The 16,344-nt window shown below is 62.3% G+C and carries 14 protein-coding genes; 2 read left to right on the forward strand and 12 right to left on the reverse strand.

What is annotated here, in order from left to right; translation table 11 throughout:
- Window positions 1–9 precede the first annotated feature (9 nt).
- From ACYHH6_RS23500 to ACYHH6_RS23515, 4 genes are all read right to left on the reverse strand, one after another.
- On the reverse strand, window positions 10–618 hold the full coding sequence (locus ACYHH6_RS23500; RefSeq protein WP_352585958.1) for a hypothetical protein: 609 nt from the start codon (window positions 616–618) through the stop codon (window positions 10–12).
- Between the two features lie 238 nt (window positions 619–856).
- On the reverse strand, window positions 857–1,507 hold the full coding sequence (locus tag ACYHH6_RS23505) for a YiaD family glycine zipper/OmpA-like lipoprotein (protein WP_112564362.1): 651 nt from the start codon (window positions 1,505–1,507) through the stop codon (window positions 857–859).
- Between the two features lie 152 nt (window positions 1,508–1,659).
- Entirely contained in the window at window positions 1,660–2,028 is a 369-nt protein-coding gene (locus tag ACYHH6_RS23510) for a GFA family protein (protein WP_142864880.1), read from the reverse strand.
- Window positions 2,029–2,158: 130 nt separating this feature from the next.
- Window positions 2,159–3,049, reverse strand: a complete 891-nt coding sequence (locus ACYHH6_RS23515) for a LysR family transcriptional regulator (protein ID WP_352585957.1) — start codon at window positions 3,047–3,049, stop codon at window positions 2,159–2,161.
- A 104-nt stretch (window positions 3,050–3,153) separates the two neighbouring features.
- On the opposite strand from ACYHH6_RS23515, the gene ACYHH6_RS23520 reads away from it, so the two are divergent.
- A complete protein-coding gene (locus tag ACYHH6_RS23520) occupies window positions 3,154–4,023 on the forward strand; it encodes an NmrA/HSCARG family protein (protein WP_352585956.1) in 870 nt (289 codons plus the stop codon).
- A 133-nt stretch (window positions 4,024–4,156) separates the two neighbouring features.
- On the opposite strand, the gene ACYHH6_RS23525 is transcribed toward ACYHH6_RS23520, so the two are convergent.
- From ACYHH6_RS23525 to ACYHH6_RS23550, 6 genes are all read right to left on the reverse strand, one after another.
- Window positions 4,157–4,534 carry a hypothetical protein gene (locus tag ACYHH6_RS23525; RefSeq protein WP_112564358.1) on the reverse strand — a complete coding sequence of 126 codons (378 nt, stop codon included), beginning with the start codon at window positions 4,532–4,534 and terminating at the stop codon, window positions 4,157–4,159.
- Window positions 4,535–4,803: 269 nt separating this feature from the next.
- Window positions 4,804–5,211, reverse strand: coding sequence for a GFA family protein (locus tag ACYHH6_RS23530; protein WP_352585955.1), 408 nt, complete (start codon window positions 5,209–5,211; stop codon window positions 4,804–4,806).
- Between the two features lie 40 nt (window positions 5,212–5,251).
- Window positions 5,252–6,383, reverse strand: a protein-coding gene (gene prfB, locus ACYHH6_RS23535) for a peptide chain release factor 2 (RefSeq protein WP_352585954.1) whose coding sequence is annotated in 2 segments (ribosomal slippage) — window positions 5,252–6,316 and window positions 6,318–6,383 — 1,131 coding nt in all. Because the reading frame shifts where the segments join, the coding sequence is not laid out codon by codon here.
- Window positions 6,384–6,515: 132 nt separating this feature from the next.
- Window positions 6,516–8,972 (reverse strand): penicillin-binding protein 1A, encoded by a 2,457-nt coding sequence (locus ACYHH6_RS23540; RefSeq protein ID WP_352585953.1) that lies wholly within the window; start codon window positions 8,970–8,972, stop codon window positions 6,516–6,518.
- Window positions 8,973–9,002: 30 nt separating this feature from the next.
- Complete coding sequence (locus ACYHH6_RS23545; protein ID WP_352585952.1) at window positions 9,003–9,185, reverse strand: hypothetical protein; 183 nt, start codon at window positions 9,183–9,185, stop codon at window positions 9,003–9,005.
- Between the two features lies 1 nt (window position 9,186).
- Window positions 9,187–10,446 carry an N-acetylmuramoyl-L-alanine amidase gene (locus ACYHH6_RS23550; RefSeq protein WP_352585951.1) on the reverse strand — a complete coding sequence of 420 codons (1,260 nt, stop codon included), beginning with the start codon at window positions 10,444–10,446 and terminating at the stop codon, window positions 9,187–9,189.
- 650 nt (window positions 10,447–11,096) lie between these two features.
- Between ACYHH6_RS23550 and ACYHH6_RS23555 the strand changes: the two genes are divergently transcribed.
- On the forward strand, window positions 11,097–14,072 hold the full coding sequence (locus tag ACYHH6_RS23555; RefSeq protein ID WP_352585950.1) for an Rne/Rng family ribonuclease: 2,976 nt from the start codon (window positions 11,097–11,099) through the stop codon (window positions 14,070–14,072).
- Window positions 14,073–14,166: 94 nt separating this feature from the next.
- On the opposite strand, the gene ACYHH6_RS23560 is transcribed toward ACYHH6_RS23555, so the two are convergent.
- Window positions 14,167–15,096, reverse strand: coding sequence for a glutaminase (locus tag ACYHH6_RS23560; RefSeq protein WP_192251646.1), 930 nt, complete (start codon window positions 15,094–15,096; stop codon window positions 14,167–14,169).
- Between the two features lie 11 nt (window positions 15,097–15,107).
- Window positions 15,108–16,256, reverse strand: a complete 1,149-nt coding sequence (locus ACYHH6_RS23565; protein WP_352585949.1) for a pyridoxal phosphate-dependent aminotransferase — start codon at window positions 16,254–16,256, stop codon at window positions 15,108–15,110.
- Window positions 16,257–16,344 lie beyond the last annotated feature (88 nt).

The raw sequence follows: 16,344 nt of genomic DNA on the forward strand, positions 1-16,344 counted from the left end.
TCCGTCCCGTCACATCGGTCCGGGCATCATCTTGGTCGGCTTTTCCAGCATCGGAAACTCGGCCTTGCTGCACTTCACCTTCGGGTTCGTCGGGCTGAACATGCCGTTCGGATTGTCCCTGAACAGCCAGGCATGAAGGTCGTAGTGGACGAACTCCTTCGGAATGAGCGGATAGTGCCCTTCCATCGGTCCCATGAAGGTCTGGCCGAATAGCTTGGGGGCTTCCTTGACGTCCGGCGTCAGCGGCACCAGCCATTCCACGCCCACCAGCTTCAAGCCTTTTTTGGTCGGCTCGTAGATCAAGACATTGGGTTTCATTGGGTCGAGTTTCTGGCCGACGCTGGGAACATTGACGAAATGGATGCCCATAGCGCCCTTTGGATAGTCCATGGTGCCGGGTATCTTTTCGCCGCTGAAGTAGACGCAACCTTCGGTCGACAGATAGAGGTCGCGGATGGCGGCCGTGTAGTCCTCATATTTGGCGAGCGATTTCTTCAAGGCTTCGATGTCGGCCTTGTTGGCGTCCTCGGCTCGAGCCGTGACGCCCACGCACCAAACAGAGACCAGACCAGTCAAAACGAGGGCGCCGCAACGCCCGAGACGAGCCGTTCTTGTCATGCATTCCTCCCAGATTTCGTTATCTGGCCGTGCAGGACCGGGGCCGGCTAAGTGATGATTGCGCGGCCGTTTGTACCGCCCCATCCCCTCTGGAACGGCACCAATGCTAATCCTTTCCTAGGTGTCCGGAAAGAGATTATTAGAAAATTCTAATGCTTTAGATCGTTTGGCGGATCACAGGAGCCAAAATGAAAACGGCCCCTTGCGGGGCCGCCTTCGCATGTCGATGCCGACCTGATCAGGTGAGCGGCGAAAGCTGGATCTCGACGCGCCGGTTCTGCGCGCGGCCGGCCGACGTTGCGTTGGACGCGATCGGACGGGTCTTGCCGAAACCGGTGACGGCGAAGCGGCGCGAATCGACGCCCTGTCCCGACAGATAGTTGGCGACCGCCAATGCACGGCGCTGCGACAGATCGAAATTGTGCTCGTCGCCACCGGTCGAATCGGTGTGGCCGAACACATCGACCGTGGTCTGGCGGAACTTGTTCAGCACCAGCGCCACCGAATTCAGCACCTGATAGAAGCCGGGCTTCACCGCATCCTGGTCGACGTTGAAGGTGATGTCGGACGGCATGTTGAGGATGATCTGGTCACCGGTGCGGGTGACGCTGACGCCGGTGCCCTGCAGCTGGCGGCGCAATTCAGCCTCGTTCTGGTCCATCGTGGCGCCGATGGCGCCGCCGGCCAGCGCGCCGATACCGGCCCCGATCAGCGCATTGCGGCGGTCATTGCCGCCGGCAAGCAGACCAAGGCTGGCGCCGGCCAGGGCACCAAGGCCTGCACCCGCGGCGGTGTTGGAAATCTTCTGATCGCCGGTATATGGATCAGTGGTCGTGCAGGCGCTCACCAGCACAGCCGTCGCAACGGCGACGAGCACAGTCTTTTTCATGAGATAACGTCCCTCTCCAAACCGCGGCCTTTGCGGCCCGCGCATATCAGCCCTTCCACGGGTCTTGTACCATGAAATACGGCGAAAAGCGGAACGGCGAAAGCGGCTTTTCCCCCGCTTGCGCGGCTCTTCTGCTTCGGTGGTTGGGCCGACTACCAGAGATTCTTGCCGTCGATAACGACCACCTCGACCTTGTCGAGGTCGAAATCGTCGAACAGCCGCGAATTGACCGAGATCTTGGGGTTGTCGAAGTCGGGTTTGCCGGTCGACCAGTCGGGCGTCTCGGTGAAGGTGCCGCAGCCGCAAATGGCGCAAAACCCGTGTTTGACGGTCTTCGATCCCCATTGATAGACGGAGACGTTCTTTGCCGGGCTGGTGAGCTTGAATTGCGACGGAACGTAATAGGCCCACAGCGAGCCGCGCTTGGAGCAGAACGAGCAGGTGCATTGCGTTACTGTCTCGGGCGCTTGCGAAACCTCGAATGTCGTCGCCCTGCAGTGACAGCTGGCCTTGATGGTCATGAAAAGCTTTCCTCTCCGTTGCCCGCCGCCATGCGGTAAAGGCACCATAAAGGAAGGCTCCTGACAACCGTCTGTCAGTAGGCTCTGATCGACAGAGCCGAGCGGCGCTCTGGCTGAAGCGGGTCCGTCGTCACCTGCCAATATAGGCAGCTAGTTCGTCCGGCGTCCCATTTGGGAAAGCCTGTTTTAGAAAATCCAGGAACGCCGACACTCGCGCGCTGAGCAGCCGCCGAGATGGGTAGAGCGTCCATAGAGAGATCTCGGGGCCGTCAATATCCCCCCAATTCACCAATGTGCCGTCGGCCAAGTCGTGGGCCACCAACGAAATGGGAAGCCGTCCTGCGCCAACACCGGCTCGCACCGCATCCCGGACCATGATGAGCGTTGATAAAGCGAGGACAGGTTCGATTTTAATTGCTGACCGGCCACCTGGTGTCTTCACCTGCCATGTTTGCCGCTCGCCTGTCCCGCGAGCAACGCCAGGAGCGGCGAGCCCAGCGGTCGTGCGAGGAAGGTCGGGGCTCGCCACCACGACCAGGCGGTCGCGGAGAAACGCCCGCCCGACCAGGCTTTCATCGGGATCTGGATTGACCCGGATTACCAGATCGTAGCCCTCCTCGATCATGTCGACATGCCGGTCTTCGGTGGTCACTTCAAGCCTCACCTCCGGATACTTAAGGGCAAACCCCGCAGCGATCCTCCCCATTGCGGTCTGCGAAAAATGCAAAGGTGCGCTGATCCGTAATCTGCCCTTGGGCCTCTGACCGCCCGAGGCAATCGCCGAAGCCGTCTCGTCCAGCTCGGCGAGCAACGCCGCCGTCCGCTCGAAGAGCGCCCGTCCTTCTTCGGTCAGCTTCAGGTTACGCGCACCCCGTTCAAAAAGGCGCAAATCAAGACTGCTTTCCAATTCTCCAACGCGCCGGGACAGCGTTGCCTTGGGCCGACCAGTGGCCCTTGCCGCTTTGCCGAAGCCACCATGGCGGGCAACGAGATTGAAATCAGTGAGGGCAAGAAGATCCATGAAGTGTCCCGCCAGTGAGACGATGTGTCTAAAATTTCCGTCTACTGGACTCTTTGTGAGCCACACATATTGGCGCTGTCAAGCAACCCGACAGGAGAAATTCCATGACCATTCTCGTTACCGGCGCCACCGGCAATATTGGCCGCCAAGTCGTCGACCACCTCGTCAAGCGCGGCGCTGATGTGCGTACCCTCGTCCGCGATCCGTCGAAGGCGAGCTTCCCGGCAGGCGTATCCGTCGTGCAAGGCGACTTTCTCGACGTCGGCTCGCTGCGCAAAGCCATGTCTGGGGTTTCCACGCTGTTCCTCTTGAACGCCGTGGTACCGGATGAATTCACCCAAGCTTTGATCGCGCTGAACGTCGCCCGATCGGCCGGCATCGAGCGGATCGTCTATCTGTCGGTGATCCACGCTGACGCCTATGTGAACGTGCCGCATTTCGCGGGCAAGTTCGGCGTCGAGCGAATGATCGAGCAGATGGACTTCAAGGCTACGATCTTGCGCCCGGCTTACTTCATCCAGAACGATCTGATGATCGAAGACATCATCACCGGCTATGGCACCTACCCAATGCCGATCGGCGCCAAGGGTCTCGCCATGATCGACGCCCGTGATATCGCCGAGATCGCCGCTCTTGAGCTGCTGCGCCGCGAACAGTCCGAGGAGCCGCTTGCGCTCGACCGGATCAACCTCGTCGGTCCGCAGACACTGACCGGGACGGATATTGCCGCAATCTGGTCAGACGTGCTTGCCCGCCCGATCAGCTACAGTGGCGACAATACAGAGGGCTTTGAGCAAAATCTCAAGCAGTTCTTGCCCGCCTGGATGGCCTACGACATGCGCCTGATGGGCGAGCGCTTCTTCACCGACGGGATGCTGCCTGAGGCCGGCGACGTCGAGCGCCTGACGGCGCTTCTGGGCCGCCCACTGCGCCCATATCGCGACTTCGCCTCAGCAGTCGCTCCTTCCGTGTGACGGAAGCACAAAAACACCTAAGGCTGAGAAGCGCTTGCCAGTGCCATGGATGGCCTCACGTCACATGCCAGCCTTCTCAGCAAAAATGTTCTGGAACTACGGCCTGCCTTCCGATGAACTTTGTCAACAGCCGTCAGTAGGAACGCGGCGGTACGAACAGGCAGATCGTCTTGCCGGCGTCGAGACCAGCCTGGTGCGCGCACCAGTGGAAATCGCCGTCGGGTGAGTCCTTGACCCGCTTGTCGCTCATCGGAACGACCTCCCCCGTTCCGGCGATGACATAGCCCTCGGGCTTTTCCAGCACCTCGCCCGTATGGGTGGTGCGGCAGTCATAGTTGGCGCAGCAGGCGAAGGGATAACTCCAGCCTTGCGGCTTCGCCGCCGTCGGCTTGGCGTCATGGGCAAAGCCGGGTGCGGTCAGCACCGCGATCGCGCCGATCACGAACAGGGAAAACAGAAGTCGGCCAGCCGGTTGAACGGCTCTGGCCGATCGGACTATGGCAGCAGACATGGAAACGTTCCTTTCAAGCGAGCATCAAGCGTTTGCTTGCCCGTTCTTGGAACGTGTCTTCCCAGTGGCCGAACCGTCAGCTCGCAGATATGCCGCGCCCGGCCATAAATGCTTTTTCACTCTCAGCCCGGGATGCTGGGCTGATTCCTTGGTCGGCGCAAGAAGTGCATAGGTAACACAGTGCCGCACCCCGAGCGCCGAGATCTGCCATCCAAAAGGGTGCGCTGGCTTGGTTAACGAGAGGTTAACGACACGGTGCCCAAGAGGCGTTAGCCGTCGGAGGCATGCCCTTCATATTGCGGCAGGTTGTCGGCGATGGTGAACCACGGCGCCTTGGAGCCGACGAAAATATGCGCGGTCGGCCGGATGGTGGGATCGTCAACCAACGTGCCCATGGCGACATGGACATAGGCGCCGTTGCGGACCAGCGAATAGAGCAACGAGCCGCAGCGGCTGCAATGCGCATCGTGGCCGCTGTCGTCGCCGAAATGGATGAGCCCGTGATGCCCTTCGGCAAGGGCAAACTTGTCGCGTTCGATGCCGGCGAACGGCTTGAAAGCCGAACCTGTGGTGCGCCGGCAGTTCGAACAATGGCAATTCGCGGCATAAACGAATTCGTCCGCCACCTCATAGTGGACCGCGCCGCAAAAGCACTTTCCGCTGAGCTTGCGTGTCACCGGCTTCTCCTTTGCCCGACGCCTGAGGATATGGACGTATTTAGTCTAGATCGGCAACCGCTTCACCAGCCCCGCCTTCAATGCGCTGCGACAGCGAGGCTTCCATGAAGTCGTCGAGATCGCCGTCGAGCACGCTCGACGGGCTGGTGCTTTCGACGCCGGTGCGCAGGTCCTTAACCAGCTGGTAGGGCTGCAGCACATAGGAACGGATCTGGTGGCCCCAGCCAATGTCGCTCTTCGACGCCTCGGTGGCGTTGGCCACCGCTTCGCGCTTCTTCAGCTCTTCCTCGTAGAGGCGCGAGCGCAGCATTTCCCAGGCCTTGGCCTTGTTCTTGTGCTGCGAGCGTTCGGCCTGGCAGGCCACCGCAATGCCCGTGGCGATATGGGTGATGCGGACCGCCGAGTCCGTCGTGTTGACGTGCTGGCCGCCCGAACCGGACGAGCGATAGGTGTCGATACGCACGTCGGATTCAGAGACGTCGATCTCAATCCTGTCATCGACAACCGGATAGACCCAGATGCTGGAGAAGGACGTATGGCGGCGCGCATTGCTGTCATAGGGCGAAATGCGCACCAGGCGGTGGACGCCGGATTCGGTCTTCAGCCAGCCATAGGCGTTATGGCCCTTGATCAGCAGCGTGGCGGACTTGATGCCGGCCTCTTCGCCGTCATGGACTTCCAGCACTTCAACCTTAAAGCGGCGCCGTTCGGCCCAGCGCGTATACATGCGCAGAAGCATCGAGGCCCAATCCTGGCTCTCGGTGCCACCGGCGCCTGCATGGACTTCGAGATAGGTGTCGTTGGCGTCGGCTTCGCCCGACAGCAGCGTCTCGACCTGGCGGGCCTTGGCTTCGCCTTGCATCGATCGGATGGCGGCTTCGGCCTCGGCGACGACGCCCTCGTCGCCCTCTTCCTCGCCAAGCTCGATCAGGCCGATATTGTCATCCAGTGCCTGCGTCAGGCCCTTGACCGCGGCGATGCCCTCTTCGAGGCCCTGACGCTCGCGCATCAGCTTTTGCGCTTCCAGCGGTTCGTTCCAGAGGCTGGCGTCCTCAGCCCGCACATTCAGGTATTCAAGCCGCTTTATGGCCTGATCCCAGTCAAAGGTGCCTCCTCAGCAGGGTTATCGCCTGCCTGATCTCGTCGACAATGTTCTGCGTTTCCGCGCGCATGGCTGGTTGTTCTGTCCTGTTTTTGAAGTGGCGCTTGGGTCGGCGCGATACATAGGGACGGCATTGCTGCCTGTAAAGCGAAATGGGCCGGCTTATAACAAGCCAGCCCATTCAACATAAGAAATCAGATCGTCAGTAAAGCCCGCCGCCGGGTGCCTGGATGGCTTCCGTCGCCTGCGGCGACAGCGGTCCCCCGGCGCCGTTGGAGCCGTCGGCCCCCATGCCGATCACCCAATAGCTGTCGGCAGGGCCGGTGCCCGGCTTGAAGGCTTCGATGATGGTGCCGGCATCGCCCGCCGCGGCACGCATGCCGGTCTTGCGGTTGATGGCGACCAGGTTCATGCCTTCCGGCACCTTGAAGTCGACATTGGGCGTGCCGTCCAGCGCCACGCGCATGAAGTCCTTGAAGATGGGCGCCGCCAGACCACCACCGGTGGCGCCATGGCCAAGGCCGCGCGGGGTGTCGTAGCCCATGTAAAGGCCGACGACGAGGTTCGGCGTATAGCCGATGAACCAGGCATCCTTCTCGTCATTGGTCGTGCCGGTCTTGCCGGCAATATGGCGGCCAAGCTCGGCGATCGTGGCGCCGGTGCCGCGCTGGACGACACCTTCCATCATCGAGGTGATCTGGTAGGCGGTCATCGGATCGAGCACCTGCTCGGAATTGTCGACCAGATCCGGTTCGGGTTGGTTGTTCCATTCGGACGCATTGCAGCCTTCGCAGCCGCGCTCGTCCTGCTTGAACACCGTCTTGCCGTAGCGGTCCTGGATGCGGTCGATGAGCGAGGGTTTGATCGACTTGCCGCCGTTGGCCATGATCGAATAGGCCGACACCATGCGCATCACGGTCGTCTCTCCGGAGCCCAGCGCCATCGGCAGATACGGCGCCAGATGGTCGTAGACGCCGAAACGCTCGGCATATTCCACCACCAGCTTCATGCCCATGTCGTTGGCCAGCCGCACCGTCATCAAATTGCGCGACTTTTCGATGCCGGAGCGCAAGGTCGCGGGGCCGGCGACCGTGCCGTCATAGTTCTTCGGCGTCCAGGTCGTGTTGCCGCTCTGGATGGTGATCGGCCCGTCCATGATCACCGAGGCCGGCGTATAGCCATTGTCGAGCGCTGCCGAATAGACGATCGGCTTGAATGACGATCCCGGCTGGCGCATCGCCTGCGTGGCGCGGTTGAACTCCGACTGCGCATAGGAGAAGCCGCCGACCATGGCAAGCACGCGGCCGGTATGCGGATCCATGGCGATCAGGCCGCCCTCCACTTCCGGCACCTGGCGCAGCGTGTAGGCGCCTTCCGAACCTTCGTTTTTCTGCACGAAGATGACGTCGCCCGGCTGCAGCACGTCGGCCGGAGACTTGGCCTTGACCGTCTTGCCATCGACCACATGGCGCATGGCAAAGCTCATATCTTCCTTGCTGACGGTGCCTTCAACGCGTTCCTTGACAATGTCGCCTGAAATCTGCCGCGTCGGCTGCAGGCCGATGGAAAGGCCGGTCTCCGAACTGTCGAGCACGACGGCAAGCGACCATTCCGGCGCGTCTTCCAGCCCCTTGACGGCGCCAAGCGCCACGCCCCAGTCGCCGGAAGCATCGATATGCGTCACCGGTCCGCGATAGCCGCGCAACGTATCGTATTTGAGCAAGCCGTTCTGCATCGATTTGCGGGCGATGAGCTGGATCTTCGGATCGAGCGTCGTGCGCACCGACAGGCCGCCCTCATAGAGCGCGTTCTCGCCATAGCGGGAGATGATCTGGCGGCGCACTTCCTCGGTGAAGTATTCGCCCGCGAACAGATAGGAGCCGTTGCGGCGCGGCGTCACGCCCAGCGGCTCGGCCTTGGCCTTGTCGCCTTCCTCGCGCGTCACGTAGCCGTTCTCGACCATCTGGTCGATGACCCAGTTGCGGCGCTCGATGGCGCGGTCGGCATGCTTGAAGGGATGGTAGTTGTTGGGACCTTTCGGCAGCGACGCCAGATAGGCGGCTTCCGCGACGGTCAGTTCGTTGACCGACTTGTCGAAATAGGTCAGTGCCGCGCCCGCAACGCCATAGGCGCCGAAGCCGAAGAATATCTCGTTAAGGTAGAGCTCGAGGATGCGGTCCTTCGAATAGGCCTGCTCGATGCGGAAGGCCAGGATCATCTCCTTGATCTTGCGCTCATAGGTCTGGTCCGAGGACAGCAGGAAGTTCTTTGCCACCTGCTGGGTGATGGTCGAGGCGCCGACCTGGCGCCTGCCCGAGCCCACATTCTGCAGGTTGACGTAGATGGCGCGGCCAAGCCCGGTGATGTCGATGCCGGGATGGTTGTAGAAATTCTTGTCCTCGGCCGACAGGAACGCCGCCTTGACCCGGTCCGGAACCGCCTGGATCGGCAGATAGAGCCGCCGTTCGCGCGCATATTCCGCCATCAGCGAGCCGTCGGAGGCATGGATGCGGGTCGTCACCGGCGGCTCGTATTTGGCCAGCACTTCGTAGTCGGGCAGGTCCTTCGACAGATGGCTGATGTATATCGCCACGCCCGCGGCGACCAGAAGCGCCAGCGTCGTGCCGATACCAAAGAAATAGCCGATGAGACGAATCATGCCCGCTCCAGTCCGAGGTTCGGGAATTTCCTAGACGAAGCCGCCTTTCGCGCAAGCCTTCGCAACGGTCCCGATCCGTGATGGAAAACCCATGTCGCCACCATGTGGACAAAATGGGGCAGCGCCCGATTTCTGCATCCCCCACCGGAAATAAAAGCGCCCGGTGTTGTCGTCGTGCAACGCTGCCTCTGGTTGTAGGGCGGCGTCGGCCATCTCAGCCTCCGGTTCCCGTTTCCATCTTGGCGGAGGCAAACAAAGCGACGGCGTTGGTGATGCTCTGCGCCGCCTTGCCGCGCCAGTCGGCGTCGAGTAGCTGCGCCTCGTCCTTGGCGTTGGAGAGATAGCCGAGTTCGACCAGCACCGACGGCACATCGGGCGCCTTCAGCACCTTGAAGCCGGCCGAGCGCTGCGGATTGTTGATCAGGCCGACGCTGGTGGACAGCTGGCCGACCAGCGTGTGGGCAAAGCTCATCGAGAAATTATGCGTCTCGCGGCGGATCAGGTCGATCAGTATGTCGGTGACTTCCTTGTTGTCGTCCTTGATCACCATGCCGGCGAACTGGTCGGAAAGGTTTTCGCGATCGGCCAGCGCCTGCGCTTCCGGGTCGGATGCCTTGTCGGAGACAGTGTAGACGGTGGCGCCTCTGATGCCCTTGACGCCGATCGTATCGGCATGGATCGAGATCAACAGGTCTGCCTCGTGCTGGCGGGCGATGCGCACGCGGTCGTCGAGCCGCAGGAATTCGTCGGTCTCGCGCGTCATGAACACGTCGTAGTTGCCGACGGCGGCGAGCTTGTCTCGCAACTCGGTGGCGAAGGCGAGTGTAACGTTCTTCTCGATGGTGCCGTTGAGGCCTTCGGCGCCGCCGTCGATGCCGCCATGGCCGGGATCGATGACGACGGTGAAGCGGTGCCCCGGATTGGAGACCGGCCCGGTGCCGACCCTGGCGCCCTTGTCGGTGGAGACGGTCGAGCCGGTGGTCAGCGCCTGGTTGGCAAGGGCTTCATCGAACTCGCGATCCGAGGCCGCCGACATGTCGATGGCGATGCGGTAGCCGGTTCCGTCATCATTCTTGAGCACGTCGAGCTTGTCGACCGAGAACGGCCCCTTGCCGGTCAGGATCAGCCGCGATCCCTCGCCTTGATCGCCATAGCGCACCGCCTTGACCAGGCCGCGCGCCTTGGCGTCCTTCGCGCTGATGGCGAATCGTGTGCGCGGCAGGTCGACGACCAGCCGGTTGGGGCCGCGCAACAGGAACCATTTGATATCGGGTTCGCGGTCGAAATCGATGACGATGCGCATCTTGGTGGCGTCGCCCGCCATCTTGTAGGCGGTGGCGCCGAGCGGCGCATCAGCCGCGCGTGAACCCGGCGCAAAACCGAAGCAGAGCGCCAGCAGCAAAAGCACAATCGCAGCGCGCAGCAAAAGGCCTGCACGGCCATGGCCCTTGTCTGTGGTGTCCGCCAGTCCCATCTCTTCGCAGTCGCTCCCGGTTTGGCGCCTCGCGCCCGCGTGGTTGGTCGAAATGCCGGTCAGGCCGCAGACTCGATTAACGATTGGTATCCCAGAGAAGGTTAACCAAGCCTTTTCATTGAGGATTAAGGCCTGTGCTTCCGTTACGGCACTGCTTTTTGCCGGCATCCGAAATCGGGGTTGCCTTCCACCCCGTCAAATCATAAAAGCGATGGTGGATCACTGCAATCCTGGAACCGCTTCTCCCGCAGCTTCCCGCTACAGGTCAGATGAAAGGCGGCTCCTTTCGCTTCCAGCGAAAAGGCTTCAGGTGATCGCGACGAATTTCGCAGGTGTGCGCCCGTGGCGGGGGAATCGCCTGCGTGAGGAAAACGGCCGGGTTTGTTCCCGTGCCGGCTCTGTATGAGCAAACAAGCTGGTCCGGTTCGTCCGGGCTTTGGTTCAAAAGGTTCTGCTGGTGACGATGGCTTCAAGCGCAATCATGGAAAGGTCCGCATCAAACCGCGCCATTATGGCTGCGGGCGGCACCGCCATGGCGCTCAAGCGGCGGCCAGCAACCATCCAGACATCCGGCACCCACATCCCAGACACGCAGCAGCAGGCGTTGCCTCGCAAGCTGCGGCTGATGGCTGCCGGGAGGAAACGAAATAATGCCCAACAAAATGCTGATAGACGCCTCCCACCCGGAGGAAACACGCGTTGTCGTTATCCGCGGTAACCGTATTGAAGAATTCGACTTTGAATCCCAGGACAAGAAGCAGCTCAAAGGAAACATCTATCTCGCCCGCGTAACGCGCGTCGAACCTTCCCTTCAGGCAGCCTTTGTCGAATATGGCGGCAACCGTCACGGTTTCCTCGCCTTCAGTGAAATACACCCCGACTATTACCAGATCCCGGTCGCCGATCGTCAGGCTCTGCTGCGCGCCGAAGCGCAGGAAGCCGAGGACGAGGAGAACGAGGACAATGACGGCGACGACCGCCAGAGCCGCGATCGCGGCCGGCGCGGCCGCCGGCGCGGCGGCAAAGGCCGCGAGCGTGGCGAACACAAGCGCGACGCCGGCACCGATGATGAAAGCGGCGAAATTGGCGACATCGGCAGCGATGCCGTTGCCGAAGAGCCTGCTTCCGAGCATGCCGCGGCTGATACCGCCGGGCATGAAGATCACGCCGCGCATAGCGACAGCGAAACCTCCGAGACCGAGACATCCGAGACCGAACCGTCAGAAGGCGGCCCGACATCGATCGCGGCAAGCGTCGAGGCGGATGTGATCTCCGAAGCCGTCCCGCCGGCTGAGGCCGGCGACGAGGCGGCCTCCAGCGAGGCTAGCGGCGAAACTGTTTCGGCCGATCACAGCGGCGAATCCACCTCCAGCGACAATGATCGCGGCATGCTGGAAGAGGTGCAGTCCTCGCATCTCGACGACCACGAGATTGAATCGGTCGGCGCCGAGGATGCGCTGGAAGAGGTACGCAACCGCCGCAAGCCGGTGCGCCGCCAGTACAAGATCCAGGAAGTCATCAAGCGCCGGCAGATCCTGCTGGTGCAGGTGGTCAAGGAAGAGCGCGGCAATAAAGGCGCGGCTCTGACCACCTATCTGTCGCTTGCCGGCCGCTATTCGGTGCTGATGCCCAACACGGCGCGCGGCGGCGGCATTTCGCGCAAGATCACCAGCGCGGTCGACCGCAAGCGCCTCAAGGAAGTCGTTGCCGATCTCGAAGTGCCGCAGGGCATGGGCGTGATCCTGCGCACCGCCGGCGAAAGCCGCACCAAGGCCGAGATCAAGCGCGACTACGAATATCTGATGCGGCTTTGGGAAAACGTCCGCAATCTGACGCTGCAATCCACCGCCCCTGCCCTCGTCTACGAGGAAGGCAGCCTGATCAAGCGCTCGGTGCGCGACCTCTACAACAAGGATATCGACGAGATTCTTGTCTCCGGCGAGGAAGGCTATCGCGAGGCCAAGGACTTCATGCGCATGCTGATGCCGAGCCACGCCAAGGTGGTTCAGCCGTTCCGCGACACGACGCCGATCTTCGTGCGCAACGGCATCGAGGCGCAGCTCGACCGCATGCTGCAGCCGCAGGTGACGCTGAAGAGCGGCGGCTACATCATCATCAACCAGACCGAAGCGCTGGTCGCCATCGACGTCAATTCGGGCCGTTCCACCAAGGAGCACTCGATCGAGGACACCGCGCTCCACACCAACCTCGAAGCGGCGGAAGAAGTCGCCCGGCAGTTGAGGCTGCGCGATCTCGCCGGCCTGATCGTCATCGACTTCATCGACATGGAGGAGAACCGCAACAATCGCTCCGTCGAGAAGCGACTGAAGGATCACCTCAAGAACGACCGGGCACGCATCCAGGTCGGCCGCATCTCGCATTTCGGCCTGATGGAGATGTCACGCCAGCGCATCCGCGCCAGCGTGCTGGAATCGACCATGAAGCCCTGCCCGCATTGCGGCGGCACCGGCCATGTCCGCTCCGACTCGTCGGTGGCGTTGATGGTGGTGCGGGCGATCGAGGAATTCCTGCTCAAGGATTCGCGCAGCCACATCACGGTGCGGACGCCGGCGGCAACCGCGCTCTATGTGCTCAACCACAAGCGCGGCACCTTGGTGGAACTCGAAAGCCGCTTCGGCCTGACCATCACCATCGAGGCTGATGACACGGTCGGTGTGCAGCACTATGCGATCTTCCGCGGCGCTATTGCCGAAAAGCCGGAAGGCTTTGTCGAGCAGCGCAGCCTGCCCGCTTATGTCGAGCCGGAAGAGCCCGAGGACGAAATCGTCATCGAGGAGGAAGACGACGAGGTTGTGGTGCAGGTCGAGCAGCCGCGCCAGGCGCAGCCGCAGTCGCAGCAGCAGCCGAGATCGGCTGAGGACGGCGAAGGCCGCGACCGCAAGCGCCGCAAGCGCCGCAGGCGGCGTGGTGGCAAGGATCGCGACCGCGAGCACGGCGAGCGCGAGCATGGCCAGACCGCCGAAGGCGCTTCGGCCCCTGCGGCAAGCGCCGACTTTGCCTCTGAACCGGGCGGCGACGATGCTGCACCGCAAGACGAAGCCCCGGTTGGTGCCGTCGAAACGGTGGAAGCGTCTGATGACACCCAGGGCAAGAAGCGCCGGCGCGGCAAGCGTGGCGGCAAGCGCAATCGCCGTGAGGACGGCGAAGGCGGCACCGAGACCGAAGCCGGCGAAAGCGCCGACGCTTCGGTGGCCGATGCTGCTGAAGCCGAAACGGTCGCAAGCGAACCGGTCGCTGCGGTAGCGGTTGAAGAAGCCGCGGCTCCCGCCGCGGCGAACGACGACACGCCAGCCGAAAAGCCGAAGAAGAAGCGCGCCTCGAGGGCGAAGAAGGCCGCGGCCGAAATCCCCGCCGAGACGGTGGCCGAAGTGCCGGCCGCCGCCGCTGTGGAGGACATTGCACCGGTCGAGGCGCAGACGTCTGCGCCTGCCGCTGCCCCGGCGACTGAGGAAGAAGCACCCGCCAATGTCCGCCCGACTCGGCGCAAGCCTGTGGCGATCGATGCCCCTGTCGTGCCGGTGGTCTCCTCGACGGTCGCCGATGAGGCCAAGGCGGAGGAAAAGCCGAAGCGTGCCGGCTGGTGGCAGCGGAAGGGCTTTTTCTAAGCTTTTCAGCTAATTAGGATAGATTTCTGACAAAAAATCCCGCGTCGTTCGAACCACGACGCGGGATTTTTTCATTTGCGAATGACGGAAACCCTCACGGTGCGAAGATCGACCAGTTCATCACCCTGGCCAGCTTTTCCAGCGCGATCGACCCCAGCTTCGAATTGCCGTTGGCGTTGAGGCCTGGCGACCACACGGCGAGCGAGGCGACGCCCGGCACGATCCCCAATATGCCGCCGCCGACGCCGCTTTTGCCGGGAATGCCGACGCGGAAAGCAAAATCGCCGGAGCCGTCATAGTGGCCGCAGGTCAGCATCATGGCGCCGATGCGGCGTGCGCGCTCGGCCGACACCACGGAATGGCCGGTCGCTGGGTTCTTGCCGCCATTGGCGAGAAAACGGCCGGCCAGCGCCAGTTGCCGGCAGCTCATGGCGATGGCGCAATGATGGAAATAGACGCCCAGCGCCAGTTCCGGTGCATGGTGAAGATTGCCGAAGGATTTCATATAGTTGGCGAGCGCGAAGTTGCGGTAGCCGGTGGCGCGTTCGGACGCCGCGACCTCGCGGTCGATGATGATGGTCTCATCGTCGGCGAGGAACTGGATGAAGCGCAGGATCTCGCCGATCGCCTCGCGCGGCTGGTGGCCGGCGAGCAGGATGTCGGAGACGACAATGGCGCCGGCATTGATGAACGGATTGCGCGGAATGCCGTTCTCATGCTCGAGCTGGACGATCGAGTTGAACGGATTGCCCGACGGCTCACGCCCGACGCGCTGCCACAGCGCATCGCCGACATTGCCGAGCGCCAGCGTCAGGGTAAACACCTTCGAAATGCTCTGGATCGAGAACGCCTGGTCGGCGTCGCCGGCGACAAGCACGCGGCCGTCATTGGTCACCGCCGCAATGCCGAATTTCTTCGGATCGACTTTGCCGAGCTGCGGGATGTAGGTGGCGACGTCGCCACGATCGGTGCGTTCCGCCATCTCGGCGGCGACATCGGCCAGCGCTTGTTCGAGTTCCGGCATTGTCGTCCCCGCTATTTCAGCCAGCGCTCGATGCGCGCCATCGCCTCGACCATATCGTCATGGCTGCCGGCATAGGAAAAACGCATCGTTCGGTGTCCGGCCAGCGGATCGAAATCACGGCCGGGCGTCGCCGCCACATGCGCCTCGGCCAGCATTTTGCGCGCAAAGGCCATGCTGTCATTGGTATGCCAGGTGACATCGCAGAAAGCATAGAACGCGCCATCCATGGGGGCTGCCAGCGGAAATCCGAGCTCCGGCAGGCGCTGCATCAACAGCTCGCGATTCCAGGCGTAGCGCGCCTTCACCGCTTCCAGCTCTTCCGTCGCCTTGAAGGCTTCGATCGCCGCGATCTGCGACAGTTCCGGCGGCGAAATGTAGAGGCTCTGGGCGATGCGCTCGATGGGCCGCACCAGGGCGTCCGGCAGCACCATCCAGCCGATACGCCAGCCGGTCATGCAATAGTATTTTGAGAAGGAATTGATCACCGTTACGCCCGAGCCATAGGCCAGCGCCGTAGTGTCGGGCGCGGCATAGGCCAGCCGGTGATAGATCTCATCCGATATGACCGCGATGCCGAGTTCTTCGGCTGTCCTCACCAGCGCCGAGAGCTCATCGGCGGGAATGACGGCGCCGGTCGGATTGGCCGGGCTGGCGAACAGCACGCCCTTCAACGGGTTTTCCCGATGCGCCACCTTCAAATGGTCGGCATGCAGATAAGCGTCCAGGCCGAGCTCGATCTCGACGATCTCGATGCCGAGCGCGGCCATGATGTTGCGATAGGCGGGATAGCCGGGTGCCGCGATGGCGACGCGGTCGCCCGGATCGAACATCGCCAGGAAGGCCAGATTGAAGGCTGCCGACGATCCCGTCGTCACGGCGATGCGGTTCGGCGCGACATCGATTCCGTAGTGATCGCTATAATGCGCGGCGATCGCCTTGCGCAGATCCGCCAGGCCGAGCGCATCGGTGTAGCCGATGCGGCCGATCTTCAGCGCATTTACGGCGGCTTCCCTGACCCCCACCGGCGCCGGATCGGATGGTTGCCCGACGGCCATGGACACGACAGGCACGCCTGTCGCCTTCAGCCGGTTGGCTTCGGCCAGGATGTCCATGGCGTGAAACGGCTCGACTTCACCGCGGCGCGACAGCGAAACAACCATTTGACCTCACCTCTTCCGCCCAATCCTGCCGCTCCAGGCCAGCAACCCCGATGGCAGCGCCGCACAAATGCCCGATTGATGTGAGGAT

The sequence above is a fragment of the Mesorhizobium sp. P171375 genome, from assembly GCF_057786075.1.

Coding starts and splice junctions, on each gene's coding strand:
- ACYHH6_RS23500 (WP_352585958.1), bottom strand. CDS start 618: ATGACAAGAACGGCTCGTCTCGGGCGTTGCGGCGCCCTCGTTTTGACT.
- ACYHH6_RS23505 (WP_112564362.1), bottom strand. CDS start 1,507: ATGAAAAAGACTGTGCTCGTCGCCGTTGCGACGGCTGTGCTGGTGAGC.
- ACYHH6_RS23510 (WP_142864880.1), bottom strand. CDS start 2,028: ATGACCATCAAGGCCAGCTGTCACTGCAGGGCGACGACATTCGAGGTT.
- ACYHH6_RS23515 (WP_352585957.1), bottom strand. CDS start 3,049: ATGGATCTTCTTGCCCTCACTGATTTCAATCTCGTTGCCCGCCATGGT.
- ACYHH6_RS23520 (WP_352585956.1), top strand. CDS start 3,154: ATGACCATTCTCGTTACCGGCGCCACCGGCAATATTGGCCGCCAAGTC.
- ACYHH6_RS23525 (WP_112564358.1), bottom strand. CDS start 4,534: ATGTCTGCTGCCATAGTCCGATCGGCCAGAGCCGTTCAACCGGCTGGC.
- ACYHH6_RS23540 (WP_352585953.1), bottom strand. CDS start 8,972: ATGATTCGTCTCATCGGCTATTTCTTTGGTATCGGCACGACGCTGGCG.
- ACYHH6_RS23545 (WP_352585952.1), bottom strand. CDS start 9,185: ATGGCCGACGCCGCCCTACAACCAGAGGCAGCGTTGCACGACGACAAC.
- ACYHH6_RS23550 (WP_352585951.1), bottom strand. CDS start 10,446: ATGGGACTGGCGGACACCACAGACAAGGGCCATGGCCGTGCAGGCCTT.
- ACYHH6_RS23555 (WP_352585950.1), top strand. CDS start 11,097: ATGCCCAACAAAATGCTGATAGACGCCTCCCACCCGGAGGAAACACGC.
- ACYHH6_RS23560 (WP_192251646.1), bottom strand. CDS start 15,096: ATGCCGGAACTCGAACAAGCGCTGGCCGATGTCGCCGCCGAGATGGCG.
- ACYHH6_RS23565 (WP_352585949.1), bottom strand. CDS start 16,256: ATGGTTGTTTCGCTGTCGCGCCGCGGTGAAGTCGAGCCGTTTCACGCC.